Genomic DNA, 13075 nt, shown 5'->3' on the forward strand with positions numbered 1-13075 from the left:
TGACGACGTCGGCGTGAACATTGTCGAGGACCGCCCGCGTCTGCTGGACGGCGCGGCGCACCCGCCCGGGCAGCCGGACCAGATCAGCGGACGGTTTTCGGGGCAGCGGCACCGGCGTGATCAGTTCGAGGTGGTATCCGCGTTCGGGGACGAGTCGGGTCTCCAGCCCCCGTTCGGTGCCCAGTGCGGTGATGCGCACCCCGGGTTCCAGCGCGGTCAGGGCGTCGGCTACCGCCACCGCCGGCGAGAACCACCGAGATCGCCCTCACCCGTAACGCTGACCTTCCAGTGTGCGAGCCCGTCGGCCCTGCTTGCGCTGGCCAGCACCATATCCGACCGACGACCTGCCGACCGAAACCGGCTGCTTGCCACTGGAACGCGCAGACCGGCGCACCGGCCGATCATTCGCGCTGTTCGCCGGGGTCCGCTTTCTGGCCTGCTTCTGTTTGGCCTGTTTCTGTGCAGACTTGGTCGACGGGCCTGCCGAACGCGACTGCAGCCGATCCCGCAGAGCCTCGGCGCGGGTCGGCACGTACGGAGCCGGCAGAGGCAGGCGCAGCAGTCTGTTGACCCGGTCATCGCGGCCGGCCCGCAATGCCGCCACCGCCTCGGGTTCGTGACGCGCGGCGTTGGCCATGATGCCGATCATCAGCAGCGTCGTCGCCGTCGAGGTGCCCCCGGCCGAAATCAGCGGCAGCTGCAACCCGGTGACCGGCAGCAACCCGACCACGTAGCCGACGTTGATGAACACCTGGCTCAGGATCCAGAGGGTGGCCGCCGCGGTGAGCAACCGCAGGAATGGGTCGGCGGACCGACGCGCGATCCGCATGCCGGTGTAGGCGAACAACCCGAACAGACACAACAGTCCGGCGGCACCGATGAAGCCCAGTTCCTCGCCGATGATCGCGAAGATGAAATCGTTGTGTGCGTTGGGCAGGTAGTTCCACTTCGCTGAACCCTGCCCCAGCCCGTCGCCGAAGATACCGCCGTTGGCCAGCGCGAACCTGGCCTGTCGCGCCTGGTACCCCGAACCCTGCGCGTCGGCACCCGGATTGAGCCAGGATTGCACGCGATCGGATCGATAGCCTTCCGACATCGCGAGAATCGCGCCCGAGACGATCACCGCTCCCAGCGAGCTCAGAAACACCCGCAGCGGCAGCCCCGCGTACCAGAGCAGGCCGAGCAGGATCACGCCCATCGACATCGTCTGCCCGAGATCGGGTTGGGCGACCACAAGCGCCAGCGCGATCACCGCCGCCGGTACCAGCGGAACCAGCATCTCGCGCAGCGAGGCCCGCTCCAAACGACGCGCGGCCAGCAGATGTGCGCCCCAGATCGCCAGGGCGATCTTCGCCAACTCCGACGGTTGCATCGAGAAGCCCGCCACCACGAACCAGCCGCGAGATCCGTTGGCCACCTGTCCGATTCCCGGGATCAGCACCATGATGAGCAGGACGACGCTGATGGCGAACCCGGTGAACGCCAGCTTGCGCATCAGATGAACCTTCATCCTCAGCGCGATATAGAACGCGAGCAGGCCGATGACCGTCCACAGCACCTGCTTGCTGAAGACCGACCACGGTGAACCGGCCTGGTCATAGGAGTACACACCCGAGGCCGAGAGCACCATGGTCAGGCCCATCGTGGTCAGTAGTGCCGCGACCGCGATGATCAGGTGGAACGAGGTCATGGGGTGTCCGAGCCAGGCCCCGAACCGGGTGCGCGGGCCATGCGGCACGGCGACCGCCGACGCGCTCCGATCCTCGGCGGCGGGGTTGGCGCGTCGATTGCGCAACCGGGTGAGAATGCTGCTCACAGCATCTTCGCTGTCATCGCCATCGTTGGCCCGACCCTGTCAACTATCCGACGACGGCGCGCACCGCTGCGGCGAACGAGTCCCCGCGGTGTCCGTAGCCGCTGAATTGATCGAAAGAAGCCCCCGCCGGGGCGAGGAGCACGGTGTCACCCGGCCGGGCCAGGTCGCCGGCGGCGTCGACAACCGCCGCCATCACAGCCTCAGCCGCCGACCGTCCCCCGATCTCGACAGCTTGAGTCACATACGTAACACCTGACCCATATGAATCAGTTTTCACAACCACCCCAGAATCCTCCCCTGTCACAAGCTCCACAACGGGGACATCGGGTGCGTGTCGCGATAACGCCTCGCCGACGACCGTTCGGTCCTGCCCGATGAGCACCACACCGACCAGGCGGCCGGCGACCGCCGCGACCAACGCGTCGACCGAGGCGCCCTTGAGGAGACCCCCTGCCACCCAGACCACCCGGGGATAGGCGCTGATCGACGCTTGTGCTGCATGGGGGTTGGTCGCCTTCGAGTCGTCGACGTAGGTGATGCCATCGGCAACCGCCACCACCTCAGCCCGGTGCCTGCCCACCCGGAATGTGGCCAGCGCGTCGGCGATCGCCGATGCCGGCACGTCGACCGCGCGCGCCAGGGTGGCCGCGGCCAGCGCATCGAGGACGCCGACCGGTCCAGCCACCGGAATGCTGGCCGCCGGGGCGAGCACCAGCGCATCGCCGAATGCGTTGTCAACGATCGCTCCGTCACGAACACCGACCTCCCCGGATCCAGGTTCGCCCGACCGGAAACCCACCCGCGTCGCGGCCGGGGCCGCCTTCAGGAGGCGGGCAGCGGCGGGATCATCGAGTCCGCCGACGGCCACCCGCCCGGTCAGGGCACGAGCCTTGGCCTGCGCGTACGCCTGCATCGAGCCATGCCAGTCCAGGTGATCTTCGGCGACATTGAGTACCGCACCCGCTTCGGGGCGCAGTGAGGGCGCCCAGTGCAGCTGGAAGCTCGACAACTCCACGGCCAACACATCGGCGGGCTGGTCCAGCAGGTCGAGAACGGGTTCACCGATGTTGCCGCACAGCAGCGCACGTCGACCAGCCGCCTTGAGCATCGCGTACAGCATCGAGGTCGTCGTGGTCTTGCCGTTGGTGCCGGTCACCACCAGCCACTGCCGCGGCGAACCGAACCGACCCGACTGATCCAGCCGCCAGGCGAGCTCCACATCACCCCAGATCGGGACCCCAGCCGCAGCTGCGGCCGCCAACACCGGCGCCGTGGGCGGGAACCCGGGGCTGGTCACGACCAACGCAAAGCCCGACATCCGTGCGACGGCATCGCCGGGGTCGATCACCGCCACCCCCTGCTGGGCATACGACGTCAGCGCCGAGCGGCTGTCGTCGGTGAGCGTTGCGCTCGCCCCGAGCGGGGCCAGCGCGGCGAGCACGGCGCGCCCGGTGATCCCTGCGCCCGCCACCAAGACAGGAGCGCCGGGTTCGATGGACTCCAACACCTCAGGCACCGACGGTGGTCAGCCACTCGCCGTAGAACAGCGCAACACCCAGCCCGCATGCGATCGCGGTCAACAACCAGAACCGGATGATGACGGTGGTCTCCGCCCAGCCCGCCAGCTCGAAATGGTGATGGAACGGTGCCATCCGGAAAACCCGGCGGCCCGTAGTGCGGAAGGCCATGATCTGCACCACCACCGAGGTGACTTCGGCGACGAACAGAGCGCCGAGCACTACCGCCAGCATTTCTGTGCGGCTGGTGATCGACAGACCCGCGATGATGCCACCCAGGGCCAGCGACCCGGTGTCGCCCATGAAAATCTTGGCCGGCGCGGCGTTCCACCATAGGAAACCGATGCACGCCCCCGCCGAAGCCGCCGCGATGATCGCGAGGTCAAGCGGGTCACGCACGTTGTAGCAGCCCACTCCCGGGCTCGTAGAGCACGCATTGCGGAACTGCCAGAAGGTGATGATCACGTAGGCGGCCGACACCATCGCCATCGCGCCCGCCGCCAGCCCGTCGAGCCCGTCGGTGAAGTTCACCGCGTTCGACCAGGCGCTGACGATCACGACGCAGAACAGTACGAAAACGGCCGGAGCCAACGTCACTGTCGCGATCTCCCGCACGTACGACAATTCCGCGCTGCCCGGCGTCAACCCGTCGGCGTTGCGGAACTGCAGGGCCAGCAGGCCGAACAGCACGGCGGCCACCAGCATCCCGACGGTCTTGGTGGTCTTGTTCAGTCCGAGGTTGCGCGCCCGCCGGATCTTGATCAAGTCGTCGACGAACCCGACGGCACCCAGCGCGGTCGCCAGCCCCAACATGAGCAGTCCCGACGCGGTGGGTCCCCCGCCGCCGATCATCAAACCGACCAGGTGGGTGCCGAAATAGCCGGCCCAGATGCCGGCCACGATCGCCACGCCGCCCATCGAGGGGGTGCCGCGCTTCTTGTGGTGGCTCGGTGGGCCGTCCTCGCGAATCTCCTGACCGAACCCCTGCCGAGTGAACAGCTTGATCAGCACCGGGGTCAGCAGTATCGACACCGTCAGCGCGATCCCGACGGCGATGAGTATCTGCCTCATCGCGGGCCCTCCCCGACGCCGGGGACATCAGCGACCAACGCATCGGCCAACGCGCCCAGCCCCGCAGAGTTGGATGCCTTCACCAACACCACATCGCCGCCGCGAAGCTCAGCCCGCAGCAGCTCCAGGGCCGCGTCCGCGTCAACGACCGCAGTGGCCTCGGACCCCCACGACCCCTCCATCACCGCCCCGTGAAGCATGGCGCTCATAGGCCTCCCGGTTCCGACGACGATCAGTCGAGACACATCTAATCGCACCGCCAGTCTGCCGATGCCGTCGTGCTCGGATATCGCGTCTTCGCCGAGCTCGGCCATCTCGCCCAGCACCGCCCACGTTCGACTTCCCGCAGGGCCCCCTCGCCCCATCCACGCCAGCGCCTTGAGACCGGCGCGCATCGAGTCGGGGTTGGCGTTGTAGGCGTCGTTGATGAGGGTGACGCCGTCCTCGCGGGCGCTGACCTGCATTCGCTGCCGCGAAACCGGGCCGCTGACACCCAGTGCGGTAGCCACCTGGACCAGGTCGGCGCCGCACTCGAGAGCTACAGCCGCGGCGCATAGCGCGTTGGACACCTGATGGTCGCCGTGCACCGCCAGCGAGACGTCGACCCGGGCGCCTCCGGCATGGAGTGTGAAGGCGGCCCGCGCCAGCGGGTCGAGGATGACGTTCTCCGCCCAAATGTCGGCGTGCACCTCGGCTTCGGAGGCATCCGAGCACCGGCCCACCCGCACCACGCGTGCGGCGGTCTTGGCCGCCATCTGCGCCACCACCGGATCATCGGCATTGAGAATTACCACCCCGGATGCCGGAACCGCCTGAGGTAGTTCCGACTTCGTCGCGGCGATGGCCTCGCGTGTTCCGAACTCGCCGAGATGGGCAGTGCCGACATTCAGGACGGCCGCGATGGACGGCGGCGCGATTGCGGCCAATGCAGCGATGTTGCCCGGATGTCGCGCCGACATCTCCAGCACCAGGAAATCCGTGGCTCTGGTGGCCCGCAACACCGTCCAGGGATGACCGAGCTCGTTGTTGAACGAGCCCGGCGGAGCGATGACCTCGCCCAAAGGAGCCAGCACCGCAGCGATCAGGTCTTTGGTCGACGTCTTGCCGGACGAGCCGGTGATGCCGACGATGGTAAGCCCGTCCTCGACCAAGTCGGCGGCCACCGCCGAAGCCAGTTTCGCCAGCGCCGCGAGCACGGCGCCACCCGAGCCGTCGGCGTCGTGTTCGAGGACACCCGCGGTGCGGCCAGAGGCGGCGCCGGAGTCGGCGTCAGGGGCAGGTTCGACGACTATCGCGGGCACACCGACCGGGCGGGCCGCCAACACCGCCACCGCACCCGCGGCGACGGCAGCCGCCGCGAAGTCGTGGCCGTTGGAGCGTGCGCCGGGCAGCGCCAGGAACAGCCCGCCCGAGGTCACCGCCCGCGAGTCGAATTCGACGGTTGCGGTGACGTAAGTGGCTGCGGCCTGCTCCGCGCTGATGTCGGTGAGGCGGCCCCCGACGATCTCGGCGATCCGGGCCAGTGACAGTTCGATCACCTGCGCGACCCTCGCGACGTTACGGCCTCCAGCGCGACGGCCAGTTCATCGCGGTCGTCGAATGCCCGCGTGCGGCCCCTGGTGGTCTGCCCCGCCTCGTGACCCTTGCCCGCGATCAACACGATGTCGTCGGCCCGTGCCCAGGCCACCGCATGCTCTATCGCGGCCCGCCGGTCCCCGATGTCTACGACCTCAGCACCGCCTTTTTTCGCGCCCACCGCGATCGCCGCACGAATAGCCGCCGGATCCTCGTCGCGAGGATTGTCGTCGGTCACCACGACCAGGTCGGCCAGTTCGGCGGCCACCTGCCCCATCGGTTCTCGCTTGCCCTGGTCGCGGTTGCCGCCGGCGCCGAAAACTACCGCGAGCCGGCCGGCAGCCTGCAGGCGCAGGGTCTGCAGGACGGCGCGCAGCGCCCCCGGTTTGTGCGCATAGTCGACCAGGGCCAGGAAGGGTTGTCCACGGTCGACGGCCTCCAGTCGCCCAGGCACGGTTGCCTCCCTCAGCCCCGGCGCGGCCTGCTCCGGCGACACCCCGACCGCATCCAGAAGTGCCACCGCGAGCAGACAGTTGGCCACGTTGTAGGCACCCGGCAGGCTGATCTGCAGCCCGTGCTGGACGCCGGCGGGATCGACGACCAGAAATTGCTGCTCGCCGCCCTCGCCGATGGTGATGTCGTCGACAGCCCAGTCCGCGGTTCCGGTGACACTCACCGTCACCGCCCGGTGCGCACGCGCGGCCATCGCGCGACCCCAGTCCCCGTCAACACACACCACCGACTGCGCGGCGTGGGTATCCGACTCCGAGTCGAAGAGTCGCGTCTTGGCCTCGAAGTAGTCTTCCATCGAATCGTGGAAGTCCAGGTGGTCACGCGACAGATTCGTGAACCCGCCCACCGCGAACGCCACGCCGTCGACGCGGCCGAGCGCGAGCGCATGGCTGGACACCTCCATCACGACGGTGTCCACGCCCTGCTCGACCATCGCCGCCAGCAGCGCCTGCAACTGCGGGGCTTCCGGGGTGGTCAGTCCGCTGGGTTGCTCGCGCCCGTCGATTCGGACGCCGACCGTGCCGATCAGCCCGGCCACCCGGCCGGCCGAACGCAGGCCGGCCTCGATCAGGTACGTCGTCGTCGTCTTGCCCGACGTACCGGTGACACCGATGACCCTCAAGCGCTCCGATGGATTGCCGTACACGGCCGAGGCCACCGCACCCAGCACGGACCGCGGGGCAGGGTGGACCAGCACCGGCACCCCCAGCGGGTCGCCGCCTGAGGATCTGACGATCTCAGAGACCCCGTCCGGGTCGGTCAACACCGCAACCGCACCGCATGCCACGGCCTCGGCGGCATAGCGGCCACCGTGCGCCCTCGCCCCGGGTAGCGCGGCAAACAGGTCTCCGATTTGGGCATTCTGGCCCCGCAGCGTGACCCCGGTGATTCGGACGTCGGATCCTGCGGGTCCCATCGCGGGTTCTACGGACACCCCGGCGAGCAGATCGACCACCGCGGCGAGCGGCAGACCGACGGGCTGGGAGGGGCGCAGATTCATAGCCATGACACAGTACCGGCCTCGACGAACAACACCGGCCTGGACGAACGACTCAGCCAGTCTGAAGTGGCTCAGCCGGCCTGGAGTGTGAGCGGCGCACCCGGATCAGCCGATAGCGGCACATTCTCGCGCTGCAACAACCAGGACGCGATGTTGCGGAACAGCGGTGCGGCCGACGAACCCGGCGAGCCGTCGGCGGCACGATGGGGTGCGTCCAGCATTACTCCGACCACATACCGCGGGTCGTCGGCGGGAGCTATCCCGGCGAAGGTGATCCAGTAGACGTCGTCGTAGTAACAACCGCAGGCCGGGTTGATCTTCTGCGCCGTGCCGGTCTTGCCCGCAACCTGGTAGCCCTCGACGGCCGCCTGCGGACCGGTGCCCTGCTGGATGCCACGCGGATCGCGTTGCACGACCGAGCGGAACATGTTGCGCACCGTACGGGCAGTCTCAGCCGATACCACGCGGACCCCGTCGGGCCGGGCTTCCTCGGAGGGGGTGCCATCGGCTGCGACCGTCGCCTTCACGATCCGCGGGGAGATGCGCACACCGTCGTTGGCGACAGCCTGGTACATACCGACCATCTGCAGCAGCGTCATCGAAAGACCCTGTCCGATAGGCAGGTTGGCGAAGCTACTACCCGACCACTGGTCGATGGGAGGAACCAGCCCGGCGCTCTCGCCAGGCAGACCGACGCCGGTACGCTGACCCAAACCGAACTTGCGCTGCATCTCCGCGTAGCGCTTGGGACCAATACGCTGCGCGAGCATCAGCGTGCCGACGTTGGATGACTTCCCGAAGACTCCCGTGGTGGTGTAGGGCATCACCCCGTGCTCCCAGGCGTCGCTTACCCGCACCCCGCCCATGCCGATCGAACCCGGCACCTGCAGCACCTCATCGGGGTCGGACAACCCGTACTCGATAGCTGCCGCGGCGGTGACGATCTTGTTCACCGAACCGGGTTCGAACGGTGACGACACTGCCAAATTGCCCAGTTGGCGGTCCTCCTGCCGGCTCAGATCCTGGGAGGGGTCGAACGTGTTGTCGTTCGACATCGCCAGCACTTCACCGCTCTTGGCGTCGAGGACCACCGCCGAGGCGTTCTTCGCACCGGACAGGTCCTTGGCCAGCTGCACTTGTTGCTGCACGTAGAACTGGATGTCGTCATCGATGGTCAGCATCACCGTCGACCCGTTCACCGCGTCGTGGCGATTGCGATAGCTGCCCGGGATGACCACGCCGTCAGAACCGCGGTCGTAGGTGATCGAACCGTCGGTTCCGGCCAGCACCGCGTCCAACGAATCCTCCAGGCCGAGCAGGCCATGTCCGTCCCAATCGATGCCGCCGACGACGTTGGCCGCCAGCACTCCACCGGGGTACTGGCGAACGTCCTGGCGCTCGGAGCCGACTTCGGGGAACTTGTCGGTGATCGCTTCCGCGAGGGCGGGATCGACCGCTCGCGCGAGGTAGACGAAAGTCTCGTCGCTGCGCAGTTTCTTGAGCACCGTCGCGCTATCTGGCTTGTTGCCCAGCACGTCGGCCACCCCGGCTGCGATCTCGAGCAGCCTGCGGTCCGGGTCCGGCGCGTCAGACGACTGGGACCTGGCTTCCTCCAACTGCTTGCGCATCTTGAGAGGTTGAAACGTCAGCGCACGAGCCTCAATGGTGAAGGCCAGTTTATCGCCGCGTCGGTCGACAATCGCGCCGCGCAGCGCCGGGTCGATATCAGTCACCTTCAACTGGCTGGCCGCCTCGGCGCGCAACCCTTCGGCGCGTGGCACCTGCAAGGTGAACAACTGGGCCGCAGCCACCACTAGCAGCAGGAAGATCGCCGCGTTGCCCGCGCGGTGCCGGAAGACGAACGAAGCGCTGCGCAAACCATTCGGGGGCGCCGCCTGACGGATACGCCGCGCACGGGCCGAGTGCTCCTGACTCGGCGCAGGTGTCGCCTTATTGGACGTCTTGGCGGCGCGCTCCCGGCGGCCCTGGTCGCGGCTCACGCGGGCGCACCCGGCACTGGCGCAAACTGCTCGGTGACCGACGGAACACCCTGCTGGTTGGCCGCCTCGGGCAACAGCGGCATCTGGTCGGCGTCCAGCGGTGAACCGAGTTGACCTTCCAGCGGTAAACCGAGTTGATCAGTCGGCGGCCCCAGTCCGGCGCCCGGCGCTCCGGGTGGCAGCGGCGGGACGGGCCCCGGAGTTGGCAGCCGGTCGGTAACGGCATGCGGCACCGCGACGCCCGGCGCAACGACGGAAGGCGCTGCGGGTGCTGAGCCCACCCCCAGGGCCGGGCTCGGCGCCGCCCCTGCTGGCCCCTCCAGAGCACCCGGGACAGCAGAAATTCTGACCGGGACCTCAAGAGGTTCGACTATCCGCGGTGCGGGCGGCACCGGGTCCGGCAGTGGTGTGTTCAGCGGCGGTGGCGAAACCCCCTCGGCCGGCTTGGGAGTGCCGACGACCACCCAGTTGCCCGCCGCATCCTGGACGAGATGAGCGGTATCGCGAGAGGGGATCATGCCCAGATCCCGCGCGGCTTCAGCCAGCGCCGGCGCGGCCTGGGCCTCGAGCACATCGCGCTCCAGCGCCTCCTTCTGCTGTATCAGGTCCTGATTCACCTGACGCGCGTTGCCCAGTTGATACGAGCGCTCAGCGGCGTCGGTGGACAACCACAGCGTCACGCCCAGCCCAGTGCCCAGGGCCGCAATGATCAGAACGACGAATGGAACCCGCGCGACGAGGGCGCGGGGATTAACCTCGACGGCAGCCAGCTTGGCCAGAATCCGCTGCCGAAGTGGCGTACGAACTACCTTGGGCGCCTTCGCCTTCCGCGCTTTGGACCGAGCCTTGGCCTGGCTGGCGCTCTTGGGCCGTGCGGGGCTGCCCACGGGCCGACGTATCGGGCCGGCCCGCGGCGCCGACCGCTGCGGACGCGCTTCGCGGGTCGGATTGCGCCTACGCGGCGGCGCGTCGCGTAGGCGCTTGGCTTCCCGCGCAGACCCGCGACCACCGCGGGTCTGCGACCTCTTTCCAGACGTGGTGCCGCGTGCGGGCCGCTTTGCCTTCATCGCTACTCCCCCTCGACTCGTTCCAGTGCGCGCAGCCGAACCGGCGCGCTTCGTGGATTAGCTTTGATCTCGTCGGGACCTGCACGTTCAGCACCGCGGGTCACCGCCACGAATTCGGGTCCGTGCCCCGGCAGTTCGACCGGCAGACCTGGCGGTGTGCGGGACGCGGTCGCGGCAGCGAACTCACTCTTGACGATTCGATCTTCGAGGGACTGGTAAGCCATCACGACGATTCGACCGCCTGGGCGCAAGGCCGCCAGGGCCGCGGGTATCGCGCGGCGTAGCGACTCCAGCTCGGAGTTGACCGCGATGCGCAGCGCCTGGAACGTGCGCTTGGCCGGGTGCCCGCCGGTGCGGCGCGTTGCCGCCGGGATCGCCTGGTAGAGCAGTTCGACCAACTCGCCGGTCGTGGAGAACGGCATGGTCGCGCGGCGGCGCACGATGTGAGCGGCGATTCGGCCGGCGAAGCGCTCCTCGCCGAACTCGCGCAGTAGTCGCGTCAGCGCCCTCTGGTCGAACGTGTTCAAGATCTCCGCCGCGGTCAGGTCCGACTCCGCGCCTTCCGCTATGCCGGCCCCCGTGTCCTCCCCCATGTCCATTCGCATGTCCAACGGCGCGTCCGTCGAGTAGGAGAAGCCGCGCTCCCGACGATCAAGCTGCATCGACGACACACCGAGATCGAAGAGAATCCCGTCGATAACGCCGCCACCTGGCACCGCGTGACCGATACCGGTCATGTCGATGCCGGCCATATTGATGCCGGCCATATTGTCGAAGCGAGTGCGCACCAGCGTGAGGCGATCCGCGAACGGCGCAAGACGCTCCTCGGCGATTCGCAACGCTTCGGGATCGCGATCCAGACCGATCAGGCGGAGGCCGGCGAACTGGGTGAGGAATCGCTGGGCATGGCCGCCGGCGCCGAGGGTCGCATCCACCAGCACCGCCCCCGTGCCGTCGGAGTCATACCGGGTCAGCGCCGGGGCGAGCAGTTCGACGCACCGGTCGAGCAGAACCGGGATATGGGGCTCGTTAACCAACATCGCAGCACCCCGGGAGATTGGGACGGACCGTGCAGCGAGGTCCCTGCCCGAGTAGCCGAACCTGACGTCGGGGAAGTACGCCAGGGTCGGTTCGGGCAGAGGCCACGCTGCACGGGCCTGCGGGCCAGTGGCCGGATCAAAGAATGTCGCCGAGTGCTTCATCGCTGGCCGCGGAGAAGTTCTCTTCGTGAAGTTCCTGGTAGTCGTGCCAAGCTTGCGCGTCCCAGATCTCCAGGAACCCGATCGACCCTGTCACCACGCACTCCTTGGTCAGGTTGGCGTAGCGGCGGTGCTCTGCAGACAGTGTGATGCGCCCTTGGGTGTCGGGGTACTGCTCGTCGGTGCTTGCCGCCAAGTTGCGCAGGTAGGCCCGGGCCTCGGGGTTTCCGCGCTTGGCCTTGCCTGAGATGTCGGCGACCATCGCCTCGAACTCCGCCCGCGGGTGCACCGCCAGGCTGCGATCTTGACTCTTGGTGACCATCAACCCTCCTGCAAGTGCGTCGCGGAACTTGGCGGGCAACGTCAGTCGCCCCTTGTCGTCGAGCTTCGGCGTGTAGGTGCCGAAAAACATCTCGCCACCTCGCTAGCCCTGCTCTCGAACGGAGCTCCGGTCGCTCCGTTGTCCGCCACTTTACCCCACAATCCCCCACATTGCTCCAATTGGAAGGTCGCGTTTCCCTCCATGCCCCACCCGCAGGGCTCGACACACTCGATTCGGGTGCTTCGCCACCGAGTGATGGGCACTTATGCGTCCCGAAATACCTGCTCAACAGCATCAATTGCGGTCTGGTGCGACCCTTGGGGGCGCGGTGGGGCCGGGTGGGGCAAAAAAAGGGGGGCAGTCCTGAGGACTGCCCCTGGTGTGAAGAATCGCTTACTCGTCGAAGCGTCGGCGGAACCGGTCTTCCATCCGACTGGTAAATGAACCGCTCCCGCCTTTGGCCCGCTTCCGTCGGGCTGCGCCGATGTCCGTGGCACCCTCGGGCTTCCCGCTGACTTTCGGGCCGGTGATCGCGAATACCACCCCACCGAACATCACGATGAAACCGATCACCGAAAGTATCGGGAAGCTGCCGATCATCGTGGCCTTGAAAGCCACGCCCGACACCAGCAATGCCAGCCCGGTCACGAAAAGCGCGGCGCCCTGCAACCTGCGCCGAGTGGAGGGCGCGCGCAGAGTTCCGCCACGAACGCTGGATGCGAACTTAGGGTCCTCGGCATAGAGCGCGCTCTCGATCTGGTCGAGCATGCGCTGCTCGTGATCAGAGAGTGGCATTCGTCCCTCCCTCTTGCCGTAGGGGCGTCGCAGTCGTTCGAAGTCGGCGTATGTCCACGTGTGGGGCACTTGCACCATAATGATACGAGCTCAATCTGAGCCGTACCACCTGGTTCAACCGACCATTCTATGACGAACGTCGTCACGGGGAAACAGCACCTGCTTATCTGGTACCCGCCGATAACTCCATTGGATAATGG

The 13075-nt window shown here is 67.6% G+C and carries 11 protein-coding genes; all 11 read right to left on the reverse strand.

Annotated features, from left to right (window positions below; genetic code table 11):
- Positions 1-238: glycosyltransferase (locus ACPGXI_RS07085; protein WP_526651236.1), on the reverse strand; the 238-nt coding region annotated here is incomplete at its 3' end.
- Positions 239-265: 27 nt separating this feature from the next.
- On the reverse strand, positions 266-1816 hold the full coding sequence (gene ftsW / locus ACPGXI_RS07090) for a putative lipid II flippase FtsW (RefSeq protein WP_526651238.1): 1551 nt from the start codon (positions 1814-1816) through the stop codon (positions 266-268).
- Positions 1817-1859: 43 nt separating this feature from the next.
- Positions 1860-3332, reverse strand: coding sequence for a UDP-N-acetylmuramoyl-L-alanine--D-glutamate ligase (gene murD, locus ACPGXI_RS07095; protein WP_526651240.1), 1473 nt, complete (start codon positions 3330-3332; stop codon positions 1860-1862).
- Complete coding sequence (gene mraY / locus ACPGXI_RS07100) at positions 3325-4404, reverse strand: phospho-N-acetylmuramoyl-pentapeptide-transferase (RefSeq protein WP_526651242.1); 1080 nt, start codon at positions 4402-4404, stop codon at positions 3325-3327. The genes murD and mraY overlap by 8 nt, the downstream gene beginning before the upstream one ends.
- Entirely contained in the window at positions 4401-5942 is a 1542-nt protein-coding gene (locus tag ACPGXI_RS07105) for a UDP-N-acetylmuramoyl-tripeptide--D-alanyl-D-alanine ligase (RefSeq protein ID WP_526651244.1), read from the reverse strand. The genes mraY and ACPGXI_RS07105 overlap by 4 nt, the downstream gene beginning before the upstream one ends.
- Positions 5939-7492, reverse strand: a complete 1554-nt coding sequence (locus ACPGXI_RS07110; protein WP_526651246.1) for a UDP-N-acetylmuramoyl-L-alanyl-D-glutamate--2,6-diaminopimelate ligase — start codon at positions 7490-7492, stop codon at positions 5939-5941. The genes ACPGXI_RS07105 and ACPGXI_RS07110 overlap by 4 nt, the downstream gene beginning before the upstream one ends.
- A gap of 71 nt (positions 7493-7563) precedes the next feature.
- Positions 7564-9396, reverse strand: a complete 1833-nt coding sequence (locus tag ACPGXI_RS07115; RefSeq protein ID WP_526651378.1) for a peptidoglycan D,D-transpeptidase FtsI family protein — start codon at positions 9394-9396, stop codon at positions 7564-7566.
- Positions 9397-9488: 92 nt separating this feature from the next.
- Positions 9489-10559, reverse strand: coding sequence for a cell division protein FtsL (ftsL, locus tag ACPGXI_RS07120; RefSeq protein ID WP_526651248.1), 1071 nt, complete (start codon positions 10557-10559; stop codon positions 9489-9491).
- A gap of 2 nt (positions 10560-10561) precedes the next feature.
- A complete protein-coding gene (gene rsmH / locus ACPGXI_RS07125; RefSeq protein ID WP_526651250.1) occupies positions 10562-11761 on the reverse strand; it encodes a 16S rRNA (cytosine(1402)-N(4))-methyltransferase RsmH in 1200 nt (399 codons plus the stop codon).
- Entirely contained in the window at positions 11736-12170 is a 435-nt protein-coding gene (locus ACPGXI_RS07130) for a division/cell wall cluster transcriptional repressor MraZ (protein ID WP_526651252.1), read from the reverse strand. The genes rsmH and ACPGXI_RS07130 overlap by 26 nt, the downstream gene beginning before the upstream one ends.
- Before the next feature lie 303 nt (positions 12171-12473).
- Positions 12474-12875 carry an SCO2097 family morphological protein gene (locus tag ACPGXI_RS07135; protein ID WP_526651254.1) on the reverse strand — a complete coding sequence of 134 codons (402 nt, stop codon included), beginning with the start codon at positions 12873-12875 and terminating at the stop codon, positions 12474-12476.
- Between the last annotated feature and the right edge of the window lie 200 nt (positions 12876-13075).

The organism is Mycobacterium sp., assembly GCF_049608025.1.
Classification (GTDB): Bacteria; Actinomycetota; Actinomycetes; order Mycobacteriales; family Mycobacteriaceae; genus Mycobacterium.

What these genes read in the sequence shown, in the direction of transcription:
- mraY (WP_526651242.1), bottom strand. Translation starts at nt 4,404, where the DNA reads ATGAGGCAGATACTCATCGCCGTCGGGATCGCGCTGACGGTGTCGATA.
- ACPGXI_RS07110 (WP_526651246.1), bottom strand. Translation starts at nt 7,492, where the DNA reads ATGAATCTGCGCCCCTCCCAGCCCGTCGGTCTGCCGCTCGCCGCGGTG.
- ftsL (WP_526651248.1), bottom strand. Translation starts at nt 10,559, where the DNA reads ATGAAGGCAAAGCGGCCCGCACGCGGCACCACGTCTGGAAAGAGGTCG.
- rsmH (WP_526651250.1), bottom strand. Translation starts at nt 11,761, where the DNA reads ATGAAGCACTCGGCGACATTCTTTGATCCGGCCACTGGCCCGCAGGCC.
- ACPGXI_RS07130 (WP_526651252.1), bottom strand. Translation starts at nt 12,170, where the DNA reads ATGTTTTTCGGCACCTACACGCCGAAGCTCGACGACAAGGGGCGACTG.
- ACPGXI_RS07135 (WP_526651254.1), bottom strand. Translation starts at nt 12,875, where the DNA reads ATGCCACTCTCTGATCACGAGCAGCGCATGCTCGACCAGATCGAGAGC.